Below are 14,562 nucleotides of genomic sequence, written 5' to 3' on the forward strand. Positions count from 1 at the left end.
TGGGGTCTTTTGGTGGGTGGGGTTTGTGACGTTTGCACTAGGCGGGGGGACGGGAGAAGAGAGGGCCTCGGCCCGCCCGTCCGTTCCCCTCCCCCCGCGGCCCTCAGCGGGCCAGCGAGACCAGTTCGCGCTCCAGGCCGCGGCCCTTCGTCTCGACCAGGGCGGCCGCGACGTCCGCGAGCTTGCGGTTGGTCGCCTGGGAGATCTGCCGCAGGACTCCGAACGCGACCTCGGCGTCGCACCCCAGGACGTGCATGACGATCCCGGACGCCTGGTCCACGACCGGCCGGGTCCGCAGGGCCGCGCCCAGCTGGTCGAGCTCGGTCAGCGCGGCGCGGTACTGCCGGTCGCGCACGAAGCTCGTCGTGGCGAGGTCGCCGAGTGCCTGCGCGGGTCCGTGCCTCGGGTCGTCGAACGCGCCGGGCCGGAAGCTGAACAGGGTCAGCGTGACGGTGAGTCCGCCGCGCAGGAACGGCAGCGTGACGCAGGAGCGCACGCCGGAGTCGAGGGCCAGCGCGCGGTACTCGGGCCACCGCTCGTCGCGCAGCAGGTCCGCGGCGTCGACGGGCGCGCCCCGTTCCTCGGCGGTGGGAATGGGCCCTTCGCCCGAGCGCAGTTGCACCGAGACGAGCCCGGCGAGGTCGGGGTGGGTGACCGCGGCGGGGTGTTCGTCGCCGCCGTCGGAGACGGTCGTGCTCGCGCCGCAGCAGGCGGGCGTGCACCGTACGGCTTGTTCGGCGAGTTCGGACAGCCGACGGCCGGGCAAGGATGATTCCGGTCGCAGCAGGTCCGGATCCGGCAAGGGGGCCATGGGGAGTTCCTCCTCTCTCCTACGGCTTCCCGGCAAGGCCTCCGGAAAACTGTCCCAGCGGATAGGTTCGACACATGTCTCAATTGGAAGAGTTCGGTGAAGAGCTCGCGGATTTTGTGCGGCGCATCGCCGAGTTGAAGTCGGCTCGTTCCGTACCCGCGAGCGACCTCAGCACCGTGCTCGACGCGGCGCTCTTCGAACTCGACCATGTCGCGGACCAGTTGTGGCCCACGTACGAACGGCTCGCCCACAACGGGGAGTGGGACAGTGCCACCTCCGACCGGGACGAACAGCGGCTGCTGCGGGCGCTGTTCCAGCGGATGCCGCTGCCGGTCGCGCTGATAGACAGGGAGACCGTGGTCCGGCGCATGAACTTCGCCGCGACGAACCTCACCGGGGTACGCGCGGGGTACGCGACGGGCCGGCCGCTGACCGGCTTCCTGCTGCACGCCGACCGGGTCGCGTTCCGCTCGCAGACCGCGGCGGTCGCCCGCGGCGACGGCGACCGGAGCCTGAACATCCACCTCCAGCAGAGCCCCGGCACACCGGTCCGCGCGACGCTCACGGCGCTGCGCCCCGGCACCGAGCCCCGCATGGCGGTCCTCGTCGTGCTCCAGCCCGCCGGGCGCGCGCAGGAACAGCCGAGCGCGCCGGGCCCCGCCCCCGACCTCGGCGAGGCGACCCGGCAAGCCGCCATGGCCGACCTGGCGGACGCCATGACGACGGCACTGCTCGGCGCGCCCGCCGGTGACCGTACGGCCGTCCTCCACCGGGCCGCGGCCGTCCTGCACGAGCGGTTCGCCGACTGGGTGATCGCCGACGAGGGGGCGGCGCGGCTGCGGCGCACGACGGTCCTCGGGCCGCCGGGCGCGCCGGTCGCCGACGTTCTCGGGCAGGACCCCGCCGCGTGCCCCCTCGTCGTGGAGGCGGCGCGCGGCGGGGCGGCTTCGCTCCAGGTGCGCCCGGAGGACCCGGACGCCTTCGGCAGGGACGCGTCCGGCGCGCACGTGCTGGTCCGCGCCGAGGTCACCTCCCTGCTGTGCGTACCGCTGACGGCCCGTACGCACGGCCCGGTGGAGGGCGTCCTCACGCTGTTCCGCAGCGGCCCCCGGCTCGCCTTCTCGATGGCGGAGGCGCGGGTGGTCGACGTGATGTCCCGCCACATGGCGCTCGCCATGCGCCGCGGCGTCAGGCGGCGTCCCGCATCACCTGGTCGCGCAGCCGGTCGCAGCAGCGGCTGATGAGCCGGGAGACGTGCATCTGGGAGATGCCCATCTCGTCGGCGATGCGGCTCTGCGTCATGTCGCCGAAGAACCGCATGTAGAGGATGGTGCGTTCGCGCTCGGGCAGCTGGGCGATGCGCGGCTTGACGGCCTCGCGGTCAACGACGATGTCGAGCGCGGGGTCGGAGCCGCCCAGGGCGTCGCTCAGCGAGTAGCCGTCCTCGCTGCCCGGCAGTTCGGCGTCGAGGGAGAGTGCCGTGAAGCTGTCGAGCGCCTCCAGGCCTGCCTTCGCGTCCTCCTCGCTCATCTGCGCGTGCTCGGCGATCTCGGCGAGGGTGGGGGCGCGGCCGGAGACCGACGCGAGGTCCTGGCGGGCGAACCGCACGCGGTTGCGCAGGTCCTGGACGCGACGCGGCACGTGGAGGGTCCACATGTGGTCGCGGAAGTGCCGCTTGATCTCGCCGGTGACGGTCGGCACCGCGTAGCTCTCGAAGGCGGTGCCGCGCTCCGGGTCGTAGCGGTCGACGGCCTTGACGAGGCCGAGGGCCGCGACCTGGCGCAGGTCGTCGAGGGCCTCGCCGCGGTTGCGGAAGCGGCCGGCGAGGCGTTCCGCCATCGGCAGCCAGGCCTGGACGATCTCCTTGCGCAAGGCGTCGCGTTCGGCGCCCGGGGGCAGCTCGACGAGGCGCTCGAAGGCTTCGGTGGTGTCCGGGGCGTCGTCGTGCGGGTGACGCTTGGTCCGGGTGGGTGCCGCGGTGGCGATGGCCCGCGCGGGGACCGCGGTGTCGTTCGTCCGCACGGGTACTACGGCGGTGCTGGTATGGGATCGCATGGTGCGTCGCAACTCCCTATGTGGGTGCCTTGGGTGGACGGTCACCGTGGGAGCGCGTGCGCGTCGGACCACGACGGGGCACACCCGGGAAGAGCGACGACGTCACTCCCACGGACGTGCCTCCGGTCCGAAGCACTTTCTTCCGCCTGCCCCGGGCTTCCGGCAGCAAACACCCAGGGGTTTTCCGTCGGTTCGGGTCCGTGCCCCGGGCGCGACGGTGCCGCCCGGCCGTTCGAGGGCCCCGGCGGCACCGGCGTGCTGCCGCGTCACGCGGCGCGGCGTCGTGCGACGACGTCCGCCTCGTCCGGGTTCTGTGCGGGCGGCAGCAGGAACTCCTCGTACCGGCCGAGCGCCAGGACCACGCCCAGCATCACCAGCGGGATGAATACGGCGAGTACCGCCATGACCCCTCCCCCTTTCCGTGGGGGTGTGCGGGGCGGGTCTCCCCGGCGCGGACGGGCAAACCTCCATGGCGCGGCGAGGCATAGCGCGATGCCCCAGGGGTACTGCGGGGAGTCTCCACGACGAACGCACGACGAACGTATGCAGGAAGGGGCCCAGCCATGGCTGACTTCGTAAGGGACGTCATGACGCCGGGCGTCGTGGCGGTACGCCCCGACGCCTCTCTCGTCGAAGCGGCGCAGCTGATGCGCGCGCAGGACATCGGCGACGTGCTGGTGGCCACGGACGGCCATGTCATCGGCGTGCTCACCGACCGGGACATCGCGCTGCGCGCGGTGGCCGACGGCGCCGACCCGCTGACGGTCAGCGCGCAGGCTGTCTGCACGCCCAACCCCGTGGTGGTGGCCCCCGACGATCCGGTGTCGGACGCGGTCGGGCTGATGCGCGACCACGCGGTGCGCCGCCTGCCCGTCGTCGAGGACGGCCACCCCGTCGGCATGGTGAGCCTCGGCGACCTCGCCCTCGCCCAGGACCCGTCGTCCGCACTGGCGGACATCAGCCGTGCGGCGCCGGACGGAAGGCACTAGCCCGTGTCGTTGCCCCGGCCACGCGCGAAAGGCCCGTACAACAGGCTGGACGGTTACGGCTCGGTCCGGAACGGAGGCGCTTTCGGGTGAGGTCCCGTGAAGTGCTGCTCTGGGCGGCCCTGTTACTCCTCCTCTACGTGATCCTCGTGGGCCCCCTCACTCCGCTCGAAATCCTCGTCGGCGCGGGCATCGCCGTGCTGGGCGCGGTGGCCGCGCGCGCCGTGCGGCGGGCCTCCGGGGTGCGCCTGGGCGGCCTCGGGCCGTGCCTGGCCGCGCTGCGGGTCTGGCCGCTCGCCTGCGTCACGGAGCTGTTCGCACTGGGTGCCGCGGTGGTGCGCGCCGTGCGGGGGCGGCCGGCGCGCGGTGTCTTCCGCACGGTGCGGCTCCGCCCGGACGCCGGTTCCGCGTGGGCGGCCACGGTGCTGTCGTCGACGCCGGGGGCGTACGTGCTGGACGTGGACGGCGACGAACTGCGGATGCGCGCCCTCGACGGGAATCCGTCCCGCCTTGAGCGGGCCCTCGGGCGAGGAGAAGACGACGGGGCACCGCCCCGCGCCCCGGGCGGCGCCGCGTGAACGGCTGGCTGGGCGCGGCCCTCGCGCTGCTCGTCGGCGGTCTGGGGCCCGCGCTGTGGGTCGCCTGCCGCGGGCCCGCGGCCGAGCGCCTCGTGGGGCTCGCCCTCGCCTCCGCGTTCGCGCCCGCCGTGTTCCTGGCACTCGCCCAGGGCTTCGACCGCTCCTCGTACGGCGATGTCGCCCTGGTCGCCGTCGTGCTCGGCCCCGTCGGGGTCCTCGTGTTCGCCCGCTGCCTGCCCCTGGAGGACTGACCCGTGCGGCACGCCTGCGCGCTGGCGCTGCTGACGGCCGGAGTCGGCGTCCTGCTGATGTGCGCCCTCGCGCTCCTCGTCCTGGACCGCCCGTACGGGCGGCTGCACGCCCTGGCCCCCGCCACCTCGGTCGGTGTGCCGCTCGTGGCGCTCGCGGCGGCGGTGGAGACCGGGCCGGGACGCGCGGCGCTCAAACTGCTCTTCATCGCCCTGTTCTCGGCGGTCGGCGGGCCCGCCACGACGACGGCGGTGGCCCGCGCCCAGGCCCGCGGGACCGGCCAGGAACGGAAGGAGAGCCCCCGGTGAGCCCGTCGGATCTGCCGCTCGTCGCCTCGCTGCTCCTCGTGGCGGTCGCCGCGACCGTCGCCGTCCTCACCCGCGACCCGGTCCGCCAGGCGGTGGTCCTCGCCATGCTGGGGCTGCTGCTCGCCCTGCTGTTCCTGCTCCTGCACGCGCCCGATGTGGCGCTCTCCCAACTGGCGGTGGGCGCGGCCGTGACGCCGCTCCTGATCCTGCTGACGGCCCGGTCGCTGCGCAGATCCGCGGGCCGGGACACGGGCGGTACCGACGGAGCCGCGGGAGACCGCTCCTCCGGTCACGGTGACGACGACGCGCGGGGCGAGGGAGGGGCATGAGCAGGCGCGTCAGGACACTGCTCTTCCTCGGCTCCGCCGCGGTGTTCGCCGTCTGCTTCGCCCTGGCCTGCTTCCGGCTGCCGCCCTTCGGCACCGGCCGACACCCTTACGGGACAAGGGCGGTGGCCGCCTCCCTCGAACAGCGCACCGCGAACGCCGTCGCCTCCGTCACCTTCGACCAGCGCGCCCTTGACACACTCGGTGAGGAGGCGCTGCTGTTCGCGGCGGTGCTCGGCGCGGTCGTGCTGTTGCGGCGGGCCCGCGACGAACGCGCCCACGACCCCGAGCACGTGGAAGTGCCGCCGCCCATCGGTCTGTTCGGCGCCCTGGCGCTGCCCGTGACCCTGCTGACCGGCGGCTATGTCGTGGCGCACGGACAGTTGACGCCCGGTGGCGGCTTCCAGGGCGGCATCGTCCTGGCGACGGGTCTGCACCTGGCCTACCTCGCCGCCGACTACCGCGTGCTGAAGCGCGTGCGGCCGCTCGCCGCACTGCATGCCGCCGACGCGATCGCCGCCGGGGCGTTCGCGGCGCTGGGCTGTGCGGGCCTCCTCGCGGGCGCCTCCTACCTGGAGAACGTGCTGCCGCTCGGCACCTTCCGCGCGCTCTCGTCGGGCGGCCTCGTGCCGGTCGTGAACGCCGCCGTCGGGGTGGAGGTGGGCTCGGGGATCGTCGTGCTCCTCGCCCACTTCCTGGACCAGGCACACGAGATGGAGGCGCCGCGGACCGGGGCGCGGAAGCCGGGACGCACCCACGAGAACGAGTCGGGAGGAACGCGTTGAGCACGCTGCCGTTTCTGGTGGCCGGATGGATCTTCCTGGTCGGGCTGTACGGGATGGTGACCAGCCGGGACCTGATCCACACCGTCGGCTGTCTGTCGGTCACCCAGTCCGCCACGTACGTACTGCTGCTCGGTGTCGGCTACCGGGACGGCGCGGGCGCCCCCGTGTTCGCCGACGTCTCCGTGCGCACCCCGGTGGTGGACCCGGTGGTGCAGGCGATGGCCCTGACCGACGTCGTCGTCGGGGCGACCGTCACGGCGCTGCTGCTCGCGCTGGTCCTGCAGATCCGCAAGCGGCACGGCACCGTCGACCCGGACCGCCTCGGCGAGCTGCGCGGATGAGCGCGGGCGCCGCCCTGCCCCTGTCGGTGGCCCTCCCGCTGTTCGGCGCGGCCGCCCTCGTGGCGGCGGGGCGCAGACTGCCGCGGCTCGCCACGGACGCGCTGGCCGCCGCGTGCGCGCTGGCGGTGATCGTCGATCTGACGGTGCTGTGGGCCCGTACGAGTGCGTCGCGCGTCGTCGAATGGGCGGGCGGCTGGCGGCCCCGGGACGGGCGGAGCGTGGGCATCGTCCTGGTCGGCGACCGGTTCGCGGTGGGCATCGCGCTGCTCGCGGCGCTCCTCGTGCTGTCGGTGATCGCCTACTCCTGGCGGTACTTCGAGGAGCCGCCGCGCGGGCATCCGGGGGTCTTTCCCGCGCTCGTGCTGCTCTTCGAGGCGGGCATGTGCGGTTTCTCGCTCACCGGCGACCTGTTCAACTCCTTCGTCTTCTTCGAGCTGATGGGCGTCGCGGCGGTCGCGCTCACCGGCTTCCGCATCGAGGACGTGCGGCCGCTGCAGGGCGCGTTGACGTTCGGCATCGTCAACGCGCTCGCGGGGTTCTGCATGCTGCTCGGCACCGGGCTCCTCTACGCGCGCACCGGCGAGCTCGGCTTCGCGCGGATCGGCGTGCGGCTCGCGGAGCTGAGGCCGGACGCCCTCCTCGGGTGCGCCGTGGCCCTGGTCCTGACCGGCCTCCTGGTGAAGGCGGCGTCGGCGCCCTTCCACTTCTGGCACGCGGACGCCCACACGGTCGCGCCGACGCCGGTGAACATGCTGCTCGCCGGCGTGATGGTGCCGCTCGGCGTGTACGGCATCGCGCGGGTCTGCTCGGTGGCCTTCGGCGGCCCCGGCGGCCTCCCGCCGTCCGTGCACGTGCCGTTGCTCACCGGCGCCGGAACGGTGACAGCCCTCCTCGGCGCGGTGATGTGCTGGCAGCAGCGCAACCTCAAGCGGCTGCTCGCCTTCACCACGGTGGCGCACGCGGGTCTGCTCCTCATCGGCATCGCGCCGCTCACCGCCGACGGGCTCGCGGGCACGGCGGTGTACGTCGCCGGGCACGCCGGAGTCAACGCGGCGCTGTTCGGCCTCACCGGGATCGTCCTCGACCGCTACGGCTCGGTGGACGAGCGGGAGCTGCACGGGCGGGCGCGCGAACTGCCCGTCACCGGCGAGGTGTTCCTGCTCGGCGGGCTCGCCCTGGCCGGACTCCCGCCGTTCGGGACGGCCCTCGGCAAGTCCCTCACCGAGCACGCGGCGTCCGCGGAGCACGCGTGGCTGCCCGGTGTGTACGTGGCGGTGTCCGCGGTCACGGGCGGCGCGGTCCTCCGGGCCGGTCTGCGGGTCTTCTTCGGCGTCGGCGCACGGGTGGCCCCCGGGCCCGCCGAGGAGATGTCCGGGGGCCGCGAGGAGCCGGAGGTCACGCGGGCGGCGGGGCGGCGGGTGCCGCGCCCGATGCTCGCCGTGCCCCGGCTGCTGCTCGCCGCCTCGCTCGCGGTGGGCACCGTCCCCGCCGTGCGGCACGCCCTGGCGGACGGAGCCCGGCTCTTCGCCGACCGCGCCGGATACCTGGCGGCCGTGCGCGGTGCCCCGGACCCGCTGCCGCCCGGCGTGCCGCACACCGCCTGGACAGTCGAGGGCCTGCTGTACGGGACGCTGTCCACCGCCCTCGCCGCCGCCCTCGGACTCCTCTCCGTACGCCGCCCGGGCCTGGGCCCGCACCGCCTCGTCCGCCCCTTGCTGCGCCTGCACTCGGGGCGCGTCGGCGACTACGTCAGCTGGCTGGCGGCCGGTCTTGCCGCCCTGACGCTGGCCCTCGTCGTGGCCCTGCGCTGAGCTTGTTCTTTATCTTCCCGCGCTGTTCGGGGCTCAAAGATAAAGAACAAGCTCAGCTGCCCGGTCGACAGTGAAGGGCTCCATCACATCGCTGACCCAAGAGGTGGCTCGCTCGGTCCGTCGTGTGACTGCCACGCATCCATGTCTGCTGGGCCGGTGTACGTGGTCGGCGTTCCCTCTCTCCCAACCTGTCGGCGGGCTCCCTCACTCGATGGCCGGCCGGCGCTCCGCATTGCTCCCCGGACCGGTTCGCTCTTCTACGCCCACGGGCTGCAAGCCACCACAACGTTGCTGTTGTTGACGGTGCATGCCCGGATCTTGACGCCCTTCACGTTCACTCCGGCCTTGGAGTGTGCGCTGCTGGTCTTGGAGTCGCCCTTTCCTCCTTCGGCCTTGCCGAGGATGCGGGTGGTCCACTCCCAGGTGGCACCGTCCTGCCAGTTGTAGCCCACTTCCATCCGCACGCCGTAGGTGTCGGCGGCACGGTCCCACACTGTGCCCGAGAGGCTTACTTTGTAACCCTCCCATTCCACGGCTACGGAGGCGTAGGCGCCGAAAGTGGCATCTGTTTCAGCGTAACGCCCGTTGACGTACGGGATGTATCCGTTGTCCCAGTGGTCGGGACGTTCCTCCGCCGAGGCCGGGGAAGCGGTCAAGGTGAGGCAGAGCGCGGCGCCAAGGGCGGCGCCGAGGATCGTCTTTACTGAGCGAGGTGCCACAGGGCATTCCTTTCGCTAGGATCGGCAGGAGGGCTTCGCAATTGGCGGTGCTCAGATGTCGAGAAGCCTGGCCTTATAGACTTCTTTCGGCTTCGTCTCCCCGGATACAGCCGGGACTGTGACGGGACCCGTTGCGTTCGGGTCCCATAGGAACCGGACCTTGTCGTCGCCGTAGCCGGTATCGCCCGTATCCTCAGTCCAGAAGAGGCTGCCCGAGCGGTCACGGGCACAAGACTTCACGGAATAATCCTTCGGAAACGGCCACTGCACCTCCACCCTTCCTCCGGCTTTACGGAGCTGTAGGATGTTTTTCCCTGCTGTCGCCCACAGGTACTGGGACTCCAAGGGGTCAGGCTGGAGATCGTGCCCGTTCCCGTAGTCTTTGCCTTTGCCCGATAATTCGAATTCGATGCCTGTTTTGTCAAGGCGGGCGTCCGCCCCGGTCCCGCTCACCTCGTATTCCCTGAGCTTGTTGCCACCGAAGATCCACAGCCGCTTCTTGCCAGTGTCCCAGACGACCCCGTGCGCCTTCCAGAAAGCGCGCTCCTTGTCCGGGCGGGGGATCCTCTTGAGCTGGCCGACGCTCCCTCGAGTGGGGGCAACGAACAGTTCATAGCAACCGCCTGGTTCATCGCCGTTTGCCGGAGGGGGATCGTATTGGCCCAGGCCCCGCGGGCCCACGACGACGATCACCTCGTGCTCGGGAATGTACTCCAAGGAATGCGGGAAGTTGGTCAGTCCGCTGATCCAACCGAGCGGAACACCGTCACTGTTGCGATGGATTGTCACGTGACCCTCGGTAGGATTTCCTCCACAGATGAGAAAGGCCTTTTCTCCCTTCCCGTTTTCGAGCGTGCGGACCTTGATCTCCAGCGGGTCCCAGCCGACCGCTCCATCTTTGCCTGTGCGGAATGTCGCCCATGGCTTGCCGAATTCCTTCTCACCTTTTGTGTTGGTGCGGATGTCCCCGGTGTGATGGTTCGTGATGATCCCGTTCGCCGCGTCCAGCAGGGCCAGGTTGAAACCCGCCCGCCGAGCCTGTGCGCGCGGCTTGTGCACGACGCCGTACGCGGGAGCGGCCAGCGCCCCGCCGGGGAGGGCCGCGGCACCGACCGCAAGCGATCCGCGCAACAACTGCCTTCGATCCATACTCATGTGGTCCTCTCTTTCCTTGGTCTTTGATCTTGCTGAGAAGTCGGGAAGCGCTGGGCCTCGGAGTTCGCCACGCCTGAGCGGTGCCCGTGGTCGCCTGCGCACCCGATGACGGGAGCGGACCCTGGCCTACTCACGGGCACGGCCTGTGCCCACGGCCGCACGCCGCCGGATCCCGGGGCGTGCCGTTCGGTTGATTCGGTGTCGAGTTCATCGGACTGAGGGTTGTTGCGCAGCCGTGTCCCGGGCATGAAACAAAGCAGGTCACAAGCCCGGGTTGGCGGGATGGCGTCTTTCACGGTGGTGGGGCACGTGTTGGGATGAGACGCCGCTGCTGGTCACGGGGCGGTACGGGGGAGGGAAGCGGCATGGGGCGTCCGGAGGCGGACCTCGATCCGGAGCGGGGTCCGGTTCAGCGGTTTGCGTTCGAGTTGCGCAAGCTGCGTCAGGAGGCGGGCGGGGCCACCTACCGGCAGATGGCCCGGCAGGTGGAGGTCTCGGTCTCCACCCTGTCGAGAGCGGCCAAAGGGGAGCAGCTGCCCTCCCTGCCGGTGGCCTTGGCTTATGTGCGGGCGTGTGGCGGCGAGGAGCAGGCGTGGGAGCGGCGCTGGCGCGAGGCGGTTACGGAGCTGGCCCGGGCGGCCGACCTGGTGGCGGACGAGGCGGTTCCTTCTCCCTACCGTGGTCTGGCCCGTTTCGATGTGGGCGATGCGGAGCTGTTCTTCGGCCGGGAGGAGGTGACCGATGCGCTGGTCCGCGCGGTGTCGGAGCATCGCGTGTTTGCGGTCTTCGGGCCGTCCGGCAGCGGTAAGTCATCTCTGCTGCGGGCGGGGCTGGTTCCGCGCCTGCGCAGCCTGGAGGGACCGCACCGGCCGGCGGCGGTGCGGATCTTCACCCCGGGCGGGCATGCGCTGCGCGCCCTCGACGCCGTGTGCCTACCGGCTGCGGGCGAGGGGGACACCTGGCTGGTGGTGGATCAGTTCGAGGAGGTCTTCACCCTCTGCCGCGACACCGCAGAGCGGGCCAGCTTCCTTGCCCGCCTACTGGTTGCCGCCGAGCCCGCAAGCCGGCTGCGCGTCGTCCTGGGCGTACGCGCCGACTTCTACGGACGCTGCGCCGAGCACCGGGAACTCGCAGACGCCCTGGCCGAGGCCAACCTGTTGGTGGGCCCGATGAGCCCGGCCGAGCTTCGCGAGGCCGTCGTCAGGCCGGCGCAGTCGGCCGGGCTGATTGTCGAACGCGAGCTGACCGCCCGCCTGGTGGAGGAGGCCAACGGCGAGCCGGGCGGCCTGCCGCTGCTCTCCCACGCCCTGCGGGAGACCTGGCGGCGGCGCCGCGGCCGGGTGCTCACCATGGAGGCATACGAGGCAGCTGGCGGCATGCACGGCGCCATCGCGCAGACCGCCGAGGAGATCTACACCCGCCTGGCACCCGAGCACGCGGAGCTGGCCCGGCTGATCGTGCTGCGGCTGATCGCCCCCGGCGAGGGCTCCCAGGACACCCGGCGCCCGGTCGACCGCAGTGAACTCGACTTCGGCTCCGCCTCCCAGGACGACACCGCCCTCGTCCTGGACCGGCTGGCCGGCTCCCGGCTGCTCACCCTGGACGAAAACACCGCCGATCTCGCCCACGAGGCCCTGATATCCGCCTGGCCCCGGCTGCACGGCTGGATCGAGGACGCCCGCGAGCAGCTGCGCGCCCACCGCCGCCTGACCGAGGCGGCCTGCGCTTGGGACGACCTCGGACGCGACCCGGGAGCCCTGTACCGCGGCACCCGCCTGGCCACCGCCGAGGAGATCTTCGCCCCGCCCGCGCATAACTTTTCCCTCACGGTGCTGGAGGCGGACTTCCTCACCGCAAGTGCCGCAGCACGCGATCAGGAACGGCGGGCGGCGACCCGGGCCACACGCCGGCTGCGTACGCTGGTCGGCTCGTTGTCCCGCTGTGGTGGTGCTCGCCCTCCTGGCTGGCGTCGTCGCCTGGCAGCAGACGCGGCAGAGCGACCGGCAGCGGGTACTCGCCGCCGCCCGCAGGGCAGCCGCCGTGGCTAACGGATTGCGTTCCTCCGACCCCCGGCTGGCTCTGCAACTCAGTGTCGCCGCCTGGAGTCTGCGCCATACGCCGGAGACGAAGTCGGCGCTGCTGGGCGCCTTGGAGCAGCGGGAGCGGGCGAGGTTCGAGCCATCGGCCTCCGGGTATGACGGCCAGCAGTTCCTGAGCGGCGGTGGTCGCACCTTCACCCGCATCGGCAAGAGGCGGATCACGGTGTGGGACGCGGAGACGGGCCGGGTGACCGGCACCTACCGCGCGTTGCCGCGTCGAACGGACCCCTGGGTAGGCCTCCCCGTCGAGCACAGCCCCGATGGGGCGGTGCTCGCCATCCCTACGGGCCACGGCACGCAGGTGCGGTTGTGGGACATCCGCGCCGGACGGTATCGCAGCTCCGCCTTCGGCCCCTCCCGTTCTGCCACCTCCTTGTCCAGTGGTTTCAGCAGCAGTGGGCGGGCAATGTACTTCAGCGTCAACGCGCGCACTGTAGAGGTGTGGGACACGCGTACCGGGCGGCAGCTGTTCAAGAGCTCCGGCCCGGATAACACCGTGGCTGAGGTGGTGGACGTCAGCGCGGACGGCCGCCTGCTGGCTCAATGCGGCAATAACGCCCGTGTCGAGTTGTGGGACGTGCGCCAGAACCGCCGATCGGTTGCCGACTGGATCACGAAAGTGCCTTGCCGGACGGGGTGGGGCATACAGTTTTCCCCCGACGGACGAACTCTGGCCGTGGGGGATGGGCAGGGGCTGCGGCGCTGGCGGCTCTCTTCAGGCAAGGAACTGCCCAGGCTCCGCCAGACGTCCCCGGAGCAGTATTTCTTCAGCGACGACGGGAAGTTCGTGGCGGGCGCGGGCAGGAACGAGATCCTGCTCTGGCGCCTTGACCGGCCGCAGGCCCCCGTCTTCCGCCACCCGCTGGCCGAGGAGTACGCGTACCCCGGCGAACTCGAAATCGACATGAGGTCCCGTGCGATCCGCTACGTGGTCAGCGGGGCCGACGCCCAACCTGTCGTACACACACTCGATCTGGGCCGGTCCACCACCTCGTCCTGGCGTGCGCAAGCTGTCAAAGACGCCACGGTCAGCACGGACGGCAGCACACTGGCCCTGGCCCGCCGGGGGGCCCGAGCGGGCCGCTTCACCCTGCTCGACCGCAGCGGCAAGACCATAACGGATATACCGAATCCGGAGCCGTCCGCCTCCCCTAAGGACGACGGCTCGTTCCCGCTGATGTCGCTGAACGCCGACGGGAGCCGCTTCGCTTATGGATTCGGCAAGTCGTCATACGGCGCGCACCGGATCCGCGTGTGGGATACGAGGAGACACCGTCAGGTCATGACCCTCACTGCTGAAAATGCGGACTTGGGTTTCTATGCGGTCGCCCTCAGCCCCGACGGCCGGAAGGTGCTGACCAACGACGGGGACAGCGGCGCCAAGGTCTGGGACACCCGCAGTGGAAAGCGGCTGCGCACCCTGCCCGAGCCGAATAGTGGCGGTGGCAATATCCAGGGCTATAGCATCGGCGCGCTCAGCGCTGACGGCACGAAGCTCCTGACGTACACCGGTGCCCTGATAAGGATGTCCGACGGCAAAATCTTGTCCGGCGAACTCGGGCGCTGCAGTGACTGCCTGTTCGCATTCAGCCCGGACACGCGCCGGATCGCCGCGGCGACGGACTGGGGAACGGTATTGCTGTGGGACGGCACGCTGCGTACACCCCTGGGCACGCTGCCGGGCACCCTTTTCCGTGCCACGCCCGGGGAACCCGAGGAAGCAACCGCGGTGGCCTTCTCCCCTGACGGCACCACCCTCGCCGTCGCCGGAAACCAGGGCACCCTGCGGCTGTGGGACACGACCTCACAGCAACCCCTCGGCCCCGCCCTGCCCACTCCAGGCGATGGCATCCTGTCCCTGGCCTTCAGCCCGGACGGCGGCACACTGCACGTCGCGGGTGAACACGTGCCGTGGCAGAAGTACGACATCGATCCGGACCGAGCCGTCGACACGGTCTGTGCACGCGCCGGAACCCCGCTGTCCCCAGCCGCCTGGAGCAGGTTCCTCCCCGAGGCCCCTTACCGGCAGCTGTGCCGGTCTTAAGCGTTCGCGAGCGAAGCACTGATCACCTGTGCCGCGAGCCGACCCTGGGAAGAGCCGGTCAGGCCGGAATGCCTCACCCCGGCCCGGGTCCGCCGGGGCTTTAGGAACATCCGAGCCCACCTGCTCAGTCCCGCCCGTGTTCCTCAACCTCGGGGCGCCGGTCCCGGACCATGTCCAGGACCAAGAACCGCACCCCGCACCCCGCTACGACGTCGGCAAAACCGTCAAACGCCCTGAGCCCCTCAAGGCCATCGGCAGACCCGGAAGATCCTGGTAGATAAACAACAAGCTGAGA

16 protein-coding genes and 1 pseudogene are annotated in these 14,562 nt (G+C 71.4%); 12 read left to right on the forward strand and 5 right to left on the reverse strand.

The window, feature by feature from the left end:
• Positions 1–103 precede the first annotated feature (103 nt).
• Positions 104–811: an ANTAR domain-containing response regulator gene (locus ACZ69I_RS25705; RefSeq protein WP_467673563.1), complete on the reverse strand. Its 708-nt coding sequence runs from the start codon at positions 809–811 to the stop codon at positions 104–106.
• 74 nt (positions 812–885) lie between these two features.
• On the opposite strand from ACZ69I_RS25705, the gene ACZ69I_RS25710 reads away from it, so the two are divergent.
• Positions 886–2,052, forward strand: coding sequence for a PAS domain protein (locus ACZ69I_RS25710; RefSeq protein ID WP_467673565.1), 1,167 nt, complete (start codon positions 886–888; stop codon positions 2,050–2,052).
• Here ACZ69I_RS25710 and ACZ69I_RS25715 read toward each other — a convergent pair.
• Positions 2,000–2,866, reverse strand: coding sequence for an RNA polymerase sigma factor SigF (locus ACZ69I_RS25715; RefSeq protein WP_467673567.1), 867 nt, complete (start codon positions 2,864–2,866; stop codon positions 2,000–2,002). The genes ACZ69I_RS25710 and ACZ69I_RS25715 overlap by 53 nt on opposite strands.
• Positions 2,867–3,132: 266 nt before the next feature.
• Positions 3,133–3,270, reverse strand: a complete 138-nt coding sequence (locus ACZ69I_RS25720) for a hypothetical protein (protein WP_467673569.1) — start codon at positions 3,268–3,270, stop codon at positions 3,133–3,135.
• 159 nt (positions 3,271–3,429) lie between these two features.
• On the opposite strand from ACZ69I_RS25720, the gene ACZ69I_RS25725 reads away from it, so the two are divergent.
• The 8 genes from ACZ69I_RS25725 to ACZ69I_RS25760 all read left to right on the forward strand — a co-directional run bounded on the left by ACZ69I_RS25725 (position 3,430) and on the right by ACZ69I_RS25760 (position 8,250).
• Positions 3,430–3,855 (forward strand): CBS domain-containing protein, encoded by a 426-nt coding sequence (locus tag ACZ69I_RS25725; protein ID WP_467673571.1) that lies wholly within the window; start codon positions 3,430–3,432, stop codon positions 3,853–3,855.
• A gap of 86 nt (positions 3,856–3,941) precedes the next feature.
• Positions 3,942–4,430 carry a Na+/H+ antiporter subunit E gene (locus ACZ69I_RS25730; protein ID WP_467673573.1) on the forward strand — a complete coding sequence of 163 codons (489 nt, stop codon included), beginning with the start codon at positions 3,942–3,944 and terminating at the stop codon, positions 4,428–4,430.
• Complete coding sequence (locus tag ACZ69I_RS25735) at positions 4,427–4,681, forward strand: monovalent cation/H+ antiporter complex subunit F (protein ID WP_470834897.1); 255 nt, start codon at positions 4,427–4,429, stop codon at positions 4,679–4,681. The genes ACZ69I_RS25730 and ACZ69I_RS25735 overlap by 4 nt, the downstream gene beginning before the upstream one ends.
• Before the next feature lie 3 nt (positions 4,682–4,684).
• The gene (locus ACZ69I_RS25740; protein ID WP_470834898.1) at positions 4,685–4,987 is read left to right on the forward strand and encodes a monovalent cation/H(+) antiporter subunit G; all 303 of its coding nucleotides are present in this window, start codon (positions 4,685–4,687) and stop codon (positions 4,985–4,987) included.
• On the forward strand, positions 4,984–5,316 hold the full coding sequence (locus tag ACZ69I_RS25745) for a DUF4040 domain-containing protein (protein ID WP_467673579.1): 333 nt from the start codon (positions 4,984–4,986) through the stop codon (positions 5,314–5,316). The genes ACZ69I_RS25740 and ACZ69I_RS25745 overlap by 4 nt, the downstream gene beginning before the upstream one ends.
• Positions 5,313–6,098, forward strand: a complete 786-nt coding sequence (locus ACZ69I_RS25750; RefSeq protein WP_470834900.1) for an MnhB domain-containing protein — start codon at positions 5,313–5,315, stop codon at positions 6,096–6,098. The genes ACZ69I_RS25745 and ACZ69I_RS25750 overlap by 4 nt, the downstream gene beginning before the upstream one ends.
• On the forward strand, positions 6,095–6,439 hold the full coding sequence (locus ACZ69I_RS25755; RefSeq protein WP_467673583.1) for a sodium:proton antiporter: 345 nt from the start codon (positions 6,095–6,097) through the stop codon (positions 6,437–6,439). Before ACZ69I_RS25750 ends, ACZ69I_RS25755 begins: the two co-directional genes overlap by 4 nt.
• Positions 6,436–8,250 (forward strand): complex I subunit 5 family protein, encoded by a 1,815-nt coding sequence (locus tag ACZ69I_RS25760; protein WP_470834902.1) that lies wholly within the window; start codon positions 6,436–6,438, stop codon positions 8,248–8,250. Before ACZ69I_RS25755 ends, ACZ69I_RS25760 begins: the two co-directional genes overlap by 4 nt.
• Before the next feature lie 257 nt (positions 8,251–8,507).
• On the opposite strand, the gene ACZ69I_RS25765 is transcribed toward ACZ69I_RS25760, so the two are convergent.
• Positions 8,508–8,969 carry a hypothetical protein gene (locus ACZ69I_RS25765; protein WP_470834904.1) on the reverse strand — a complete coding sequence of 154 codons (462 nt, stop codon included), beginning with the start codon at positions 8,967–8,969 and terminating at the stop codon, positions 8,508–8,510.
• A gap of 51 nt (positions 8,970–9,020) precedes the next feature.
• Positions 9,021–10,124: a hypothetical protein gene (locus ACZ69I_RS25770; RefSeq protein WP_470834906.1), complete on the reverse strand. Its 1,104-nt coding sequence runs from the start codon at positions 10,122–10,124 to the stop codon at positions 9,021–9,023.
• A 365-nt stretch (positions 10,125–10,489) separates the two neighbouring features.
• Between ACZ69I_RS25770 and ACZ69I_RS25775 the strand changes: the two genes are divergently transcribed.
• The 3 genes and pseudogenes from ACZ69I_RS25775 to ACZ69I_RS25785 form a co-directional block, all read left to right on the forward strand.
• Positions 10,490–12,172, forward strand: a complete 1,683-nt coding sequence (locus tag ACZ69I_RS25775; RefSeq protein ID WP_470834907.1) for a helix-turn-helix domain-containing protein — start codon at positions 10,490–10,492, stop codon at positions 12,170–12,172.
• Positions 12,066–14,267, forward strand: coding sequence for a WD40 repeat domain-containing protein (locus tag ACZ69I_RS25780; RefSeq protein ID WP_470834908.1), 2,202 nt, complete (start codon positions 12,066–12,068; stop codon positions 14,265–14,267). The genes ACZ69I_RS25775 and ACZ69I_RS25780 overlap by 107 nt, the downstream gene beginning before the upstream one ends.
• 39 nt (positions 14,268–14,306) lie before the next feature.
• A pseudogene (locus ACZ69I_RS25785) lies at positions 14,307–14,544 on the forward strand (NF041680 family putative transposase); the annotation flags it as partial.
• Positions 14,545–14,562: the final 18 nt, after the last annotated feature.

Source organism: Streptomyces sp. NPDC036815 (assembly GCF_055609205.1).